This is a genomic window from Rhizobium sp. AC27/96, assembly GCF_001692325.1.
GTDB lineage: Bacteria > Pseudomonadota > Alphaproteobacteria > Rhizobiales > Rhizobiaceae > Rhizobium.
The window spans coordinates 325,664-339,995 of the sequence record NZ_LXKN01000001.1 but is presented as its reverse complement, the minus strand read 5'-3'; the positions used below and the strand labels follow the sequence as shown (position 1 = coordinate 339,995).

Annotated in this window: 11 protein-coding genes; 7 read left to right on the top strand and 4 right to left on the bottom strand. The window is 60.6% G+C overall.

The genetic code is table 11. From position 1 onward, the window contains the following. Window positions 1-77 precede the first annotated feature (77 nt). Window positions 78-1,286 carry an MFS transporter gene (locus A6U86_RS01695; protein ID WP_244509837.1) on the top strand — a complete coding sequence of 403 codons (1,209 nt, stop codon included), beginning with the start codon at window positions 78-80 and terminating at the stop codon, window positions 1,284-1,286. Here A6U86_RS01695 and A6U86_RS01690 read toward each other — a convergent pair. After that, on the bottom strand, window positions 1,251-1,655 hold the full coding sequence (locus tag A6U86_RS01690; protein ID WP_068385471.1) for a helix-turn-helix domain-containing protein: 405 nt from the start codon (window positions 1,653-1,655) through the stop codon (window positions 1,251-1,253). The genes A6U86_RS01695 and A6U86_RS01690 overlap by 36 nt on opposite strands. Before the next feature lie 104 nt (window positions 1,656-1,759). Between A6U86_RS01690 and A6U86_RS01685 the strand changes: the two genes are divergently transcribed. Both A6U86_RS01685 and mgtE read left to right on the top strand, forming a co-directional pair. Continuing rightward, a complete protein-coding gene (locus A6U86_RS01685) occupies window positions 1,760-2,773 on the top strand; it encodes a zinc-binding alcohol dehydrogenase family protein (RefSeq protein ID WP_068385468.1) in 1,014 nt (337 codons plus the stop codon). 355 nt (window positions 2,774-3,128) lie between these two features. Further along, complete coding sequence (gene mgtE / locus A6U86_RS01680) at window positions 3,129-4,502, top strand: magnesium transporter (protein WP_068385465.1); 1,374 nt, start codon at window positions 3,129-3,131, stop codon at window positions 4,500-4,502. A gap of 50 nt (window positions 4,503-4,552) precedes the next feature. Here mgtE and A6U86_RS01675 read toward each other — a convergent pair whose 3' ends face one another. After that, complete coding sequence (locus tag A6U86_RS01675; RefSeq protein ID WP_068385462.1) at window positions 4,553-5,032, bottom strand: Lrp/AsnC family transcriptional regulator; 480 nt, start codon at window positions 5,030-5,032, stop codon at window positions 4,553-4,555. 144 nt (window positions 5,033-5,176) lie between these two features. On the opposite strand from A6U86_RS01675, the gene A6U86_RS01670 reads away from it, so the two are divergent. Then, entirely contained in the window at window positions 5,177-6,091 is a 915-nt protein-coding gene (locus A6U86_RS01670; RefSeq protein ID WP_068385459.1) for a DMT family transporter, read from the top strand. 75 nt (window positions 6,092-6,166) lie between these two features. Here A6U86_RS01670 and A6U86_RS01665 read toward each other — a convergent pair whose 3' ends face one another. Together A6U86_RS01665 and A6U86_RS01660 are read right to left on the bottom strand one after the other, a co-directional pair. Further along, window positions 6,167-6,694, bottom strand: a complete 528-nt coding sequence (locus A6U86_RS01665; RefSeq protein ID WP_083196704.1) for a GNAT family N-acetyltransferase — start codon at window positions 6,692-6,694, stop codon at window positions 6,167-6,169. A 6-nt stretch (window positions 6,695-6,700) separates the two neighbouring features. Further along, the gene (locus A6U86_RS01660) at window positions 6,701-8,365 is read right to left on the bottom strand and encodes an electron transfer flavoprotein-ubiquinone oxidoreductase (RefSeq protein WP_068385457.1); all 1,665 of its coding nucleotides are present in this window, start codon (window positions 8,363-8,365) and stop codon (window positions 6,701-6,703) included. 296 nt (window positions 8,366-8,661) lie between these two features. Between A6U86_RS01660 and A6U86_RS01655 the strand changes: the two genes are divergently transcribed. The 3 genes from A6U86_RS01655 (at window position 8,662) to A6U86_RS01645 (ending at window position 14,226) form a co-directional block, all read left to right on the top strand. Further along, window positions 8,662-9,450, top strand: a complete 789-nt coding sequence (locus A6U86_RS01655; protein WP_068387667.1) for an SDR family oxidoreductase — start codon at window positions 8,662-8,664, stop codon at window positions 9,448-9,450. A gap of 427 nt (window positions 9,451-9,877) precedes the next feature. Further along, window positions 9,878-11,110 (top strand): efflux RND transporter periplasmic adaptor subunit, encoded by a 1,233-nt coding sequence (locus tag A6U86_RS01650; protein WP_068385454.1) that lies wholly within the window; start codon window positions 9,878-9,880, stop codon window positions 11,108-11,110. After that, window positions 11,107-14,226: an efflux RND transporter permease subunit gene (locus tag A6U86_RS01645; protein ID WP_068385451.1), complete on the top strand. Its 3,120-nt coding sequence runs from the start codon at window positions 11,107-11,109 to the stop codon at window positions 14,224-14,226. The genes A6U86_RS01650 and A6U86_RS01645 overlap by 4 nt, the downstream gene beginning before the upstream one ends. Window positions 14,227-14,332: the final 106 nt, after the last annotated feature.

Genomic DNA, 14,332 nt, shown 5'->3' with positions numbered 1-14,332 from the left:
AACACCGAAGCCGGGGTTCGTTGCCCGATTCGCGGCGCTCAGCCTGGTTTGCCGCCCAAGGAGTTTTCGTGAGCGATATTGCCGTCGACGTCCTCGATTCCCAAATCGCAGTCGAAGCGCCCTCGCGCACGGCCATTGCGCTTGTGACGCTGGCTCTCGCCGTCGGCAGCTTTGGCATCGGCACTGGCGAATTCGTCATCATGGGGCTTCTGCCCAATGTCGCCGATACGTTTGGCGTCACGACGCCGGAAGCGGGCCATGTAATCAGCGCCTATGCGCTTGGCGTCGTCGTCGGTGCACCTGTCATCGCCGTGCTCGCCGCCAAGATGGCGCGCCGCACGCTCCTCCTGCTGATGATGGCGATCTTCGCCGCCGGCAATATCTCAAGCGCATTCGCGCCGACCTATGCGAGCTTCGCGGCGCTGCGCTTCATCACCGGACTGCCGCACGGCGCCTATTTCGGCGTTGCCGCGCTGGTTGCCGCCTCCATGGTGCCGGTTCATCGCCGCGTTCGTGCTGTCGGCCAGGTCATGCTTGGCCTCACCATCGCCACGCTTGTGGGAACGCCGATTGCCACCTTCCTCGGCCAGGTTCTTGAATGGCGCGCCGCCTTCATGATGGTCGGCGGCGTCGGCCTCGTCACCATGCTGCTCATCGCCCTCTTCCTGCCGAAGGACAAGGTTGAGGAAGGCGCCAGCATCACCCGCGAGCTCGGCGCCCTCAAGCGCGTTCAGATATGGCTGACGCTCGGCATCGCCGCTGTCGGTTTCGGCGGCATGTTCTCGATCTTCAGCTATGTGGCAACGACGACGACCCAGGTTGCCGGCCTTGGCGCGGGCATGGTGCCCGTAGTGCTGGCGCTGTTCGGTATCGGCATGAATGTCGGCAACATCGTCGGTTCGCGCCTCGGCGACATCTCGATCAAGGGCACGATCGGCGGCATGATGATCTTCAACATCATCGCCATGACGCTGTTTTCACTGACGGCAGCCAATCCGATCATGCTCTGCGTCTGCGTCTTCCTGATCGGCTGCGGTTTTGCCGCTTGTCCCGCAGTACAGACCCGGCTGATGGATGTGGCCGCCGATGCGCAGACGCTGGCTGCCGCCTCCAACCATTCCGCCTTCAACATTGCCAATGCGCTGGGCGCCTGGCTCGGCGGCATGGTCATCGCCTGGGGCTTCACCGCGGCTGCCACAGGCTATGTCGGCGCCGTTCTCTCCGTCGCCGGCCTTGCGATCTTCGCTGTTTCAGTTGGCCTGGAACGCCGCACGGGCCACGCCTGAGGCGGCGGGCGCTGCCAGCTCCTGCCGGCCGTTGTGACAGAAGACATTCTCCTCGCCCCATACCGCCATCGCCTTGATGATCGGCCGCAGGCTGGCGCCGAGCGGCGTCAGCGCATAATCGACACGCGGCGGCACGACCGGGAAGACGGTGCGAGACACAAGCCCTGATTCTTCCAGCTCGCGCAGCTGCTTCGTCAGCATGCGCTGGGTCACCGCCGGCAGCTTGCGGCGGATCTCGTTGAAGCGCAGCGTGCCTTCCATCAGATGAAACAGAACCACGCCCTTCCATTTGCCGTCGAGAAGGCTCAGCGTCGCCTCGACCGGACAACCCGGGAAATTCTTGACAAGCTTGGAGCGGGGCAGCGACATCGACAGTATCCTTTTTGTACCTACGTACAGAATTTGTGCATTCTTGCGCCTTTTGATGATAATGCGCATCTAGCCTCTGTGCAACAAAACCAGGAGCTTCTCCCATGCGTGCAGTCGCCTACAAGCAACCCCAGCCCATTTCCGCCGAGACATCCCTGATCGATATCGATCTGCCGACACCTGAAGCCAAGGGTCACGATCTGCTCGTCGAAGTGAAGGCGGTCTCGGTCAATCCGGTCGACGTCAAAATCCGCGCCAATGTCGCGCCGGCCGAAGGTGAGTACAAGATCATCGGCTGGGACGCAGCCGGCATCGTGAGGGCTGTCGGCCCCGAGGTCACCATGTTCAAGCCAGGTGACGAGGTGTTCTATGCCGGCGCGATCAATCGCGGCGGCTCGAATGCCGAATTCCATCTGGTGGACGAGCGCATCGTCGGCGCCAAGCCGAAGAGCCTCGATTTTCCGGCGGCGGCGGCACTGCCGCTGACCTCGATCACGGCTTACGAAACGCTGTTCGATCGCCTGAAGGTACAAGATCCCGTTCCCGGCGTCGCGAATGCAATCCTCATCATCGGCGGCGCCGGCGGCGTCGGGTCGATCGCCATCCAGATCGCGCGCGCGCTCACCGATCTCACCATCATCGCAACGGCATCCCGGCCTGAAACGCAGGCTTGGGTCAAGGAGCTGGGCGCGCATCACGTGATCGACCATTCGAAGCCGCTTGCGCCGCAGATCGAAGCGCTTGGCATCGGCGCGCCGGCCTTCGTCTTCTCGACCACCAACACGACGGACCATATCGCATCGATCGTCGAAGCGATTGCGCCGCAGGGCCGGTTCGCCTTGATCGACGACCCGAAGACGCTCGACGTCGTGCCCTTCAAGCGCAAGGCCGTGTCGATCCATTGGGAGCTGATGTTCACCCGTCCGCTCTTCAACACGGCCGACATGATCGAGCAGCACAAGCTGCTGACGAAGGTCGCCGAACTGGTCGATGCCGGCAAGATCCGCTCGACGCTGACGGAGACCGCGGGCACGATCAATGCCGCCAATCTGAAGAAGGCGCACGCCCTCGTCGAGACCGGCAAAATGAAGGGCAAGGTCGTTCTGGCAGGCTTCTGAACGGCCAAAATCCAGGGCAGATCAGGCCGGGCGCTCATCGTCCGGCCACGCTATTTTAACGCATTCGCAACGCCACCTGTTGCGCCGCACAAAATTTCAAGCACCCAAGCAAATTTTTCTTTCGACATGGGGCTTTAAACCGTTTCCACCTCTTGACTTTTTATGCCTTCGGCGCGACTTCTGCCCCAGATGGAGAGCAGCGCTTTTCCATGCCGATTAACCGGAGCCATCTTTAGATGCCTAGCGACAGTAGTAGTCGATTGCCTTTGCCGTCAGTAGCATTCGTGCACTAACCGACTCCTGTCGGCTCGCCACGATCCGCTACGACGGCGGATCGACGGAAAGGCGAGCTATAATGAACATCAACAGCTTTCCCGCGCGGGCCGGCAATGCCGCTCGTGCATTCATCAACAACAACCGTGGCGTCACCATCGCCGAACGCGTCGAGTCCTTGAACGTGCTCGATGTGGCCGAGGCTGGACGCATCCTCGCCAAGATGCCGGAAGAACGCGCCGTGCGCATTCTCGACCGGCCGGAGCTGCGCAACGCAGCCGCCATTCTCGAAGTCATGGGCAATGCGGACGCCTCGCGGCTGCTGCACGGCATGTCGAACGACCGTGTCGCCGACGTGCTGCTCGAGATGGATATCGACACCCGCGCCCGTCTGTTCGCCACGTTCGACGAGCATGCCCGGGTGGCAATCCAGGGCCTGATGGGCTACCCGCCGCGCACGGCCGGCGGCATCATGACGACAGAGTTTGTGAGCGTGCTCGCAAGCTGGACCGTTGCACAGACGCTCGACCATGTTCGCCAGGTCGAACGCTCCCGCGAAACCGTCTATGCCATCTATGTCCTCGACGACGAAACGCATGTGCTGCTGCATGTCGTGACGCTGCGCCGTCTCATCACCGGTGAGCCCGATGCCTGTATTCTCACGGTGGCCCAGAAGGGCACGCCGGTCACGGCACCGCCGCTGATGAAGCAGGAAGACGTCGCCCGCCTGATCCGCCGCCACGATCTGCTGGCGCTTCCTGTCGTCGACGACAAGGGTCACATGCTGGGGATCGTCACCGTCGACGACGTCATCGACACGATGATTGCCGATACGACCGAAGACGCCCAGAAGTTCGGCGGTATGGAGGCCCTCGGGCAGCCTTACATGAAGATCAGCTTTGCCGGCATGATCCGCAAGCGCGCGGGCTGGCTCGCTGCCCTCTTCCTTGGCGAAATGCTGACGGCAAGCGCCATGCAGCATTTCGAGGGTGAGCTGGAAAAGGCCGTCGTGCTGACCCTGTTCATCCCGCTGATCATGAGCTCGGGCGGCAATTCCGGTTCGCAGGCGACCTCGCTGATTATCCGGGCGCTGGCGCTCGGCGAACTGAAGCTTTCGGACTGGTGGCGCGTGGCGATCCGCGAACTTCCCACAGGCATCGTGCTCGGCGCGATTCTCGGCCTCGTCGGCTTCGCCCGCATCGTGCTCTGGCAGAATATCGGTCTATTCGATTACGGCCCGCACTGGCAGCTCGTCGCCCTCACGGTCTTCGCAGCCCTGATCGGCATCGTCACCTTCGGCTCGCTTGCCGGCTCGATGCTACCATTCGTTCTGCAGAAGCTGCGCCTCGACCCGGCCAGCGCATCGGCGCCTTTCGTGGCCACGCTGGTCGATGTGACGGGGCTGGTGATCTACTTCTCGGTGGCGCTGCTGATCCTCAGCGGAACGATGCTCTGAGCGCAGTAAACTCCGGACAAAAAGGGGGCCTTGCGGCCCCTTTTTCAATTTCAGTCTTGCGCCGGCATCGGCAGCTTCAGCACGCCGTTGGTCTTCAATGTTCTGATGGCGAAGTTGGATCGCAGATCGACCACGCCCGGAAGAACCAGAAGCCTTTCCGACATCACCTTCTCATAGGCGGCAAGATCTGCCACCACCACTTCGGCCAGAAAATCCGCCGTTCCCGAAATCAGATGGCAGGCAACGACCTCCGGAATGGCGAGCAAAGCCGCCTGCTGCGCTTCGGAATTCTCTTTCGAATGGTGACCGACCTTGAGTTCGACGAAAACCGTGAGACCGAGGCCGGCCTCCTTGCGGTCGATATCGGCGCGATAACCGCGCAGAAGGCCGGATTTCTCCAGACTGCGTATGCGCCTCAGACAGGGGGACGGCGAGAGATTTACCCGCTCCGCGATCTCGACATTGGTGGCCCGCGCATCCTCCTGAAGGCAGTTGAGGATGGCAATATCGAATTTATCCAGTTTTGGCATATCCGAGAAACCTGATCGTCCATATTGGCAGATTATTGCTGATATCATGTTTTCAGAGCCATAACTAGCAAGGACATGCCTCGGCCTCTAGCGCTATCTTCTTCTCATCGAAAGACAAACCGGATCGTTGGAAAGGATATGTCGATGACCGCCTTGACCCTCCCCACCCGCAAGATCAACCCCACAGCGATCGGCTATGCCGGCGCGATCATCACCGTTCTCATCTGGGCAAACTGGATTCTCGCCACGCGCCACACCGCGGAGACCCAGATGAGCACGATCGACCTCGGTCTCATCCGTTATGGTGTGCCGGCGCTGGTGCTGGCTCCCGTCTGGTGGCGGACCGGCCTCCTGCCGAAGGGCGTGCCGCTGAAGCTGCTCGCGCTGATGGTCTGCGGTTCCGGCGCCCTGTTCTTCCAGCTGACCACCTTCGCCATTCAATTCACGCCGGCCTCGGCAGCCGGCATCCTGCTCGGCGGCTCCATGCCGCTGGCGGCTGCAGTGATCGGCGTGACGCTGTTTCGCGAACGGCTCGATGTGACCCGTTGGCTCGGCCTGGGCGGTATCGTCGCCGGCGTCGTCATCCTTCTGGCGCGCAGCCTTTACGGCGTGCAGATCTCCTGGGAAGGCTTCACGCTGCTGCCGCTCGCAGCCCTGCTCTGGGCATCCTATACCCATGCCTTCCGCCGCTCCGGCCTCAGCGCCCTGCAATCGAGCGCCATCATCGCCGTCTGGTCTTTCCTCATCCATGTCGGACTGGCCTTCGTCTTCGGCAGCTCGCTCGCCTCGGTTCCGCTGCCGGAAATCGGTCTGCAGGTCGTCAGCCAGGGCCTGCTCTCCGGCCTTGCCGCCACCCTTGCCTATGGCCTCGCAGTCCAGGCTCTCGGCGGCACGCAGGCCGCAGCCTTCACCGCCATCACGCCTGTCCTCGCCACCATCGGCGGCGGCTTCCTGCTTGGTGAGGAAATCGGCGTAGCCGGGATCGCAGCCGCCATCGTGACCGGGATCGGCGTCGCCCTTTCGACCGGCCTATTCGCCCGGAAGCCTGTCCAGCATTGATTTACATCTCGCAGCCATATGGAGCGGTTCGGCGAAAGCCCGAACCGCTCTTTCTATATGTTCCTGAAACAAAGATCAGAACCAAAGCACCATTGCCACGCGCCTGGCTGGATCGGCACCGTGGGCAAACTCGTTCTCCAGGATCTGCGTGAGAACAGCCGGCCTTTCCTCATCATCCAGGATACGAAATCCTACCGACGCATAGAAAGGCGCGTTGAAGGCCGCATGCCGATCCGTCGTCAAGGTAACGCCGACGGCGCTCTGAGTTCTGGCGGCTGCAATCGCAGCTTCCATCAGCCGGCGTCCGACGCCGCGCTTCTGCCAGCGCCTGACGACATCGAGTTCGGCGATGTGGACGGAGCCGTCCTTTCGAATGCCGGCCAGAAACCCGAACGGCTGATCTACGATATCGACGGCAACGAACAGCAATTGCTCCGCAAGAGATTGCTTCAGCACGTCGAGAGGCAGAGAAGTGGGGTCGCAATTCACCGCCCCGGCTTCATGCAGAGCCCAGAAAGCATCGATCTCGATCGCTGCCAGCAAATGCAGCTCATCCGGCCGCGCCTGACGGATCGTGTAAGCGTCTTGCTCGATCTCCGTCATTCCATCTCACATATTGGGATAGACAGGCCCCTCGCCGCCCTGCGGCGGCACCCAGTTGATGTTCTGGTTGGGGTCCTTGATGTCGCAGGTCTTGCAGTGGACGCAGTTCTGCGCGTTGATGACATAGGTTTCCTTGCCATCCTTCTCCACCCACTCATAGACACCCGCCGGACAGTAGCGTGTCGACGGGCCGGCGAAGACATCGTGCTCCGAGGAGACCTGCAACGCCATGTCCCGGACATGCAGATGCACCGGCTGGTCTTCCTCGTGATTGGTGTTCGACAGGAACACCGAGGACAGGCGGTCGAAGGTCAGCACACCATCCGGCTTCGGATAGTCGATCTTCTGATGTTGGGCGGCTGGCTCCAGCGATTGCGCATCCGTCTTGCCGTGCTTCAGCGTGCCGAAGAACGAGAAGCCGAGGAGCTGGTTCGTCCACATGTCGAGACCGCCGAGCGCGACGCCGATCGCCGTGCCGAACTTCGACCATAGTGGCTTAACGTTTCTGACCCGCTTGAGGTCCTTGCCGATATCCGTCTGGCGCCACTCGTTCTCGATCTCGATGACTTCGTCATTGGCGCGGCCGGCCGCGATCGCCTCGGCAATCTTGTCGGCTGCCAGCATGCCCGACAGCACCGCATTGTGGCTGCCCTTGATGCGGGGAACGTTGACGAGGCCGGCCGAGCAACCGATGAGCGCGCCGCCGGGGAAGGTCAGCTTCGGCACCGACTGGTATCCGCCTTCGGTGATGGCGCGCGCACCATAGGAAATGCGCTTGCCGCCCTCGAAGGTGCCGCGGATTGCCGGATGCGTCTTGAAGCGCTGGAATTCCTCGAAGGGATAGAGATAGGGGTTCTTGTAGTTCAGGTGCACGACGAAACCGACGGCGACCAGATTGTCCTCCAGATGATAGAGGAACGAGCCACCGCCCGTCTTCATGCCGAGCGGCCAGCCGAAGGAGTGCTGCACGAGACCCTTCTTGTGGTTCTCGGGCTTCACCTGCCAGAGTTCCTTGATGCCGATGCCAAACTTCGGCACATCGCTGTCCCGCGACAGATCGAACTTCGCAATCAGCTGCTTGGCAAGCGAGCCGCGCACGCCCTCGCCGATCAGCACATATTTGCCGAGCAACGCCATGCCGCGCGTATAGTTCGGGCCGGGCTCACCGTTCTTCTCGATGCCCATGTCACCGGTGGCTACGCCAATGACGGCGCCGTCGTCATTATAGAGCACTTCCGTCGCCGCAAAGCCGGGATAGATCTCGACGCCAAGCGCTTCGGCCTTCTCGGCCAGCCACCGACAGACATTGCCGAGCGAGACGATATAATTGCCGTGATTGTTCATCAGCGGCGGCATCAGGAAGTTCGGCAGGCGGATGGAGCCGGCGGGACCGAGGATCAGGAAGTGATCCGAGGTCACCTTGGTCTTGAAGGGATGGCCCTCCTCCTCGCGCCAGTCGGGCAGCAACCGATCGATGCCGATCGGATCGACGACGGCGCCGGACAGGATATGCGCGCCGACCTCGGCACCCTTTTCGAGCACGACCACAGTCAGATCCGGATTGATCTGCTTCAGCCGGATCGCCGCGGACAGTCCAGCCGGACCGCCCCCGACAATCACAACGTCGAATTCCATGCTTTCGCGTTCCGGAAGATCCATCGCGTCTGTCATTCACTCTCTCCGATTGACCAGGCGCTCGATGATATCGGAGCGCGGCCTGTCCCCCTTTGGGCGTCTTCCCCGTTTCGACTATTCTCTTGTCAAAATGGAAAGGGATTGTCGAGCCGGGAAGCGACAGGCAATCCCCCAATTCACCCAGCGCGACAATCAAGCTAAATTACTCTTACGTCAACGTCAATATTTTGATGGCGTTTGCGACCTTCTGCCTCGGTGCGACTTTCAAAGATCGCGACCGACGCTCTATAGGTATGGCTTGGGAATTCGGATTGGCAGGAAGGATTATCGAGATGGATCTTCGTATCGAGGGAAAACGCGCGCTGGTGCTGGCCTCATCCAAGGGCCTCGGGCATGGCATCGCCGTGGCGTTAGCGCGCGAAGGCGTAAACGTGCTGCTCTGCGGCCGCAGCGGCGAAAGGCTCGAGGGCAATTGCAAGGCCATCAATGCCGAGGCCAAAGGTCGCGCCGACTGGATCTGGGCCGATCTCAACGACGAGAATTTCGTGCAGGTCGTCAGCGACGCGGTGACCGCGAAACTCGGGGGCATCGACATTCTCGTCAACAATAGCGGCGGCCCGACGCCGGGGACAACAGAGGATATGACCGCCGATCGGCTGGAGACCTATTTCATTTCCATGGTGTCGCGGATCATTACCCTCACCAACGCACTCCTGCCAGGCATGAAGGCACAGGGTTGGGGACGGATCCTCACCGTCACCTCCTCCGGCGTCATCGAACCAATCGCCAGTCTGGCTCTTTCCAATACGCTACGCCCGGCGCTGGCCGGCTGGAGCAAGACGCTGGCGAGCGAAGTCGCTGCTGACGGGATCACCGTGAACATGCTGCTGCCGGGCAGCATCGCGACCGACCGGCTGGCCGAGCTTGACACGGCTGCAGCCAAACGCGGCGGCAAGAGCCTCGAAGATGTCAGTGCCGAGCGTCAGCAACGCATACCCACAGGCCGCTACTGTCGTGTCGAGGAATTCGCGGCAACCGCTGCCTTCCTGTGCAGCGGCCCGGCAAGTTACGTGACCGGGACCATGGTTCGCTGTGACGGAGGCGCTGCCCGTTCGCTCTGAAGACATCGCCGGCGAGCGAATAATGGGCCCTCTGTAAACAGGGCCCGACAACACGATTGCGTGAGCATAGACGGGCGCCGCCATGAGGATTGCGAACGCGGTTTGCACTATAAATGCAGGAAAGACCGTGCTGCCGTCCATTTATTACATAACGGCAATCAAAAAATAGTCATTTGACCATTTGCTGCACCGCAAGAGCCTTAGCAACTCGAAAGCTTTCCAAGCTTTAATTTTTCGTGCCATCGAACTGTGGTAGATTGCACTGGATCAGCGTTCATGAATTCGCGTTATAGGGACAGAATAACCGAACGTTAGCGGTAACGGCGATGTGATGGATTGTGGCGCAACTCGTCTTCGTTGTGCGACGCAATAAATACACCTTGATGGGACCGCGCTTTTTTCAACTCGCTTCGACCGGTTCTTTAATATGAAAAAAATCTGGCTTCCCCTCGGCCTCCTTTGTGTTGCTGCCATTGCAGCCTGGGGCTATCGCGACCGCATTCCTTTTCTTTCCTCATTTGTTGAGCCGGCTTCCGCAGAAACCAAGGATGCGAGCAAGGCGGCACCGGCAGGCGGCAAGCATCAGGCAGGCCCAATCGCCGTCAAGACGGTTGCTGCCGTCAAAACCACGCTTCCCATGGACGTCTCCGCGACCGGCTGGGTCGTGCCGGTCGATTCAACGACGATCGCCGCACAGGAAGCCGGGCTGATCACGCAGATTGCGGTCAAGGATGGCGCAACGGTCAAAGCCGGCGACCTGATCGCAAAGCTCGATCCCCGTACGGCACAGGCTTCCGTCAACAAGGACCAGGCCAACCTTACGAAGGACCAGGCAAATCTCGCTCAAGCGGAGAGCGCGCTGACCCGCGCCAATAACCTGCTCACCAGCAGCGCCGGCACTCAGGCAACCGCCGACGAAGCGCGCGCTACCCGCGATGCCGCCGTTGCTACTCTCAGCGCGGATCAAGCACAGCTTGCCTCGGATCAGGTTCTGCTCGGAAATACCGACATAAGGGCACCCTATGATGGCCGGCTTGGCGATGTTCAATTGAGCCTGGGCGCTTATGTCAGCGCCGGCACGTCAATCGTCACGATTGCCAAATATAATCCGGCATACATCAAGTTCACTTTGCAGGAAAACAACCTGCGCGAACTGCAGGAGCAGATGGCCGCAGGTCCTGTACAGGTGACCACCGTTCCTCGTTCCGCACAGGGCAAGCCTCGCACCGGAACAATCACCTTTTACGACAACACAGTCGATCAGGCTTCCGGAACGATTGCCGTAAAGGCAACGTTCGAGAACGCCAACGGCGCCTTGTGGCCGGGACGCTCCACGAACGTCATGGTGCACTTTGCCGACAACCAGCAGCTTGTCGTCGTGCCCACCGTTGCCGTCAGCCCAGGGCCGGATGGCTACATCGCCTTTGTGGTGAAGGACAACAAGGTCAAGATCACGCCCGTGACAATTGCTCGCGCCAATGGCGGCCGTACGGCCGTCGCCACAGGCCTTTCGGTCGGCGATCATGTCGTTGTCGAGGGTCAGTCGCAGCTGAACAATGGCAGCGAAGTCAAGGAACAGTTCAGCGACAATCCAAACGAGAAGGTCGCTTCGGCCGATGATGGAAAGACCGAAACCATCGCAGTTGGAGCGCAGCAATGATCCCGACATTCTGTATTCAGCGACCGGTCGCCACTACGCTTCTTGCCATCGGCGTGGTCCTTGCCGGTCTCGCCGGCTACCAGCTCATCCCCGTCGCGGCGGTGCCGCAGGTGGACTTCCCGACGATCAACGTCTCGGCTCAGCTGACAGGCGCCTCGCCGCAGACAATGGCGACATCCGTCGCCACGCCGCTGATCAAACAGTTTGAGACGATCCCCGGCATCAGCGAAATTTCTTCGACAAATTCGCTTGGCAATACCAGCATCGTGCTGCAGTTCAATCTCGACCGAAGCATCGATGCCGCCGCCGGTGACGTGCAGGCGGCGATCTCGACCGCGCAAAGAAAACTTCCCAATAACCTGACCACCCCGCCAAGCTACAGGAAGACCAATCCGGCCGACGCGCCCGTCATGCTGATCGCCGTACAGAGCGACACCCTGCAGCGCAGCAAGCTCGACGATATCGCCGAGAACATCATCGCTCCGTCGATCTCGACATTGCCCGGCGTCGCCGAAGTGACCGTGAACGGCGCGCAGACCTACGCGGTGCGCATCGACGTCGACCCCAATAAGCTGCTGGATCGCGGCATCGGTATCGACACGGTCAATACAGCCGTTGTCAACGCCAACAACCAGGTCCCGGTGGGTACGCTGCAGGACGCAGCACAGAGCATGACGATCAATGCGGATACGCAGCGCGTCAACGCCGACGAGTTTCGCACGCTTGTGATCGCCAATCCCAATGGCAATCCCATTCACCTCGGCGATGTCGCCGACGTTCAGGACAGCGTCGAAAACCAGAATATCGGCAGTTGGTATGATGGCCAGCGGGCGATCATCCTGGCTATTCAACGCCAGCCCGATGCCAATACCGTCGATGTCGTCGATGCCGTCAACAAGACACTGCCGAAGCTGCATGCCGAAATGCCGGCTTCCGTCAAAATGACTGTCATGAACGACTCGGCCCAGCCGATCCGCGAGGCCATTTCGGACGTCAAGTTTACCTTGATGCTGACCATCGGCCTCGTCGTTCTCGTCATCTACCTGTTCACGGGCCATGTGACGGCAACGATTATCCCCGGTCTCGCCGTACCTCTTTCACTGATATCAACCTTCGGCATGATGTATGTGCTCGGCTACAGCGTCGACAACATCTCACTGCTCGGATTGACGATCGCGGTGGGGCTCGTGGTGGACGACGCCATCGTCATGCTGGAGAACATTCTGCGGCACATGGAAGAAGGCATGCCTGTGCGGCAGGCGGCCATCCAGGGCGCGGCCGAGGTCAGCTATACGATCATCTCGATGTCGATCTCGCTCATCGCCGTGTTCATCCCAATCCTGCTGATGGGCGGGGTCGTTGGCCGTATCTTCAACGAATTCGGCATGGTCGTCGCAATCGCCATCGTATCGTCGGCGATTGTCTCGCTAACCGTTACGCCGATGCTCGGCTCGCGTCTCTCCAGCGCCCACAGCCATCCTCCCCTGCCGGTACGCCTCTTCAACAAGGGCTTTAACTGGACTGAGGTCAATTACGGCAAGGGTGTCGAATGGTGCATTCGCCATCGCTACATCGTGCTTGGAAGCTTCCTTGCCTCGGTCGCGCTCTCGGCCTACCTCTTCCTGACTCTACCAGCCAGTTTCTTCCCGCAGGAAGACATCGGCCGACTGCAGATTTCCACGCGCGCCCGCCAGGATATTTCCTATCCGGCGATGCGTGACCTGCAGAACCAGGCCGCCGAGGCGATCAAGGCGAACCCGGCCGTCCAGCATGTCATGTCGGTTGTCGGCGCCAGCGCTCGCCAGACGCTCAACAACGGTACGATCTACGCGCAGCTGAAGGACAAGAAGGATCGTCCGCCGCTCGACCAGACATTGCGCGAGATGCGCGCCGCAGTCGCCAAGATCCCAGGCATCCAGGTCTTCATCAATCCTCAGCAAAGCCTTCGCTTCGGCGGACGCCAGACTGCCAGCCAGTATCAGCTTATCATCCAGGCACTGAACGCTGATCTGACGAACCAGTGGGCCAATAAGATGCTGCAGGAGATGCGCAAGGATCCAAGCTTCACCGATGTGACCACTGACGCGCAATACAACGCGTTGCAGGCCAATATCGTGGTCGATACGGAGAAGGCGGCTGCCTATGGCATCAACAACAACCTGCTGCGTACCACGCTTGAAGAGGCCTTCAGCGACTACGCCGCCGCACAGATCCAGTCGACTGGCGACAGCTACGACGTCATCATCGAATATGATGCAAATCAGCCATGGGACGACCAGAAGCTGTCGCGCATCCATGTAACGTCTGCAAAGGGCGACCAGGTTCCACTATCGGCCTTCGCACATATCGAGCGCACAACCGGCCCGGTCACCATCAACCAGACCGGCCAGCTCGTCTCGACCACGGTGTCCTTCAACCTGCCGGCCAACGAAGCACTTGGCGATGCCACGGCGCGGATCGACCAGATCAAGAAGGACATCAACATGCCGGCGGACATTTTTACGTCCTACGGCGGCACCGCCCAGATCTTCCAGCAATCGCAGGGCAGCACGCCATATCTGATCCTGGCTGCCGTGTTGACGATCTATGTGGTGCTTGGCGTTCTGTATGAAAGCTTCATCCACCCGCTGACCATTCTGTCCGGTCTGCCGGCCGCAGCCCTCGGCGCCCTGCTCGCCCTGAAGCTCTTCGGCTTCGACCTGTCGATCATCGCGCTCATCGGCTTGCTGATGCTGATCGGTATCGTCAAGAAAAACGCGATCATGATGATCGACGTGGCGCTGGAAACGCTTCGATCGAGTCCCGTCATATCACCCGGGGAAGCGATCCATGAAGCCTGCGTTCGCCGTTTCCGCCCGATCATGATGACGACCTTCTGCGCCCTGCTTGGTGCGCTGCCGATCGCGGTCGGTGGTGGCGCCAGCTCGGAGCTGCGCCAGCCGCTCGGCGTCGCCGTTGTCGGTGGCCTGGTGGTCTCGCAGCTTCTGACGCTGTTCATCACGCCGGTTATCTTCCTCGAGATGAACCGCCTGAACGACTTCCTGGGTCGCCTCGGGAAGCGCAAGGACAAGGACCAGCATCACAAAGAACCACCGACGGCGATTGCCGCCGAATAACGGGACCGGGCGCCGAGAGGCGCCCGTTTCGTTTGACAAGACCAGAATTGCAGACGGGCCGAATAAAACCGCCGCCAAGTCTTGCACTTGCTGCCCAGCCATGGCA

Excerpts from the sequence above, each read along its gene's own strand:
- A6U86_RS01690 (WP_068385471.1), bottom strand. The coding sequence starts at position 1,655 with ATGTCGCTGCCCCGCTCCAAGCTTGTCAAGAATTTCCCGGGTTGTCCG.
- A6U86_RS01685 (WP_068385468.1), top strand. The coding sequence starts at position 1,760 with ATGCGTGCAGTCGCCTACAAGCAACCCCAGCCCATTTCCGCCGAGACA.
- mgtE (WP_068385465.1), top strand. The coding sequence starts at position 3,129 with ATGAACATCAACAGCTTTCCCGCGCGGGCCGGCAATGCCGCTCGTGCA.
- A6U86_RS01675 (WP_068385462.1), bottom strand. The coding sequence starts at position 5,032 with ATGCCAAAACTGGATAAATTCGATATTGCCATCCTCAACTGCCTTCAG.
- A6U86_RS01670 (WP_068385459.1), top strand. The coding sequence starts at position 5,177 with ATGACCGCCTTGACCCTCCCCACCCGCAAGATCAACCCCACAGCGATC.
- A6U86_RS01665 (WP_083196704.1), bottom strand. The coding sequence starts at position 6,694 with ATGACGGAGATCGAGCAAGACGCTTACACGATCCGTCAGGCGCGGCCG.
- A6U86_RS01660 (WP_068385457.1), bottom strand. The coding sequence starts at position 8,365 with ATGACAGACGCGATGGATCTTCCGGAACGCGAAAGCATGGAATTCGAC.
- A6U86_RS01655 (WP_068387667.1), top strand. The coding sequence starts at position 8,662 with ATGGATCTTCGTATCGAGGGAAAACGCGCGCTGGTGCTGGCCTCATCC.
- A6U86_RS01650 (WP_068385454.1), top strand. The coding sequence starts at position 9,878 with ATGAAAAAAATCTGGCTTCCCCTCGGCCTCCTTTGTGTTGCTGCCATT.
- A6U86_RS01645 (WP_068385451.1), top strand. The coding sequence starts at position 11,107 with ATGATCCCGACATTCTGTATTCAGCGACCGGTCGCCACTACGCTTCTT.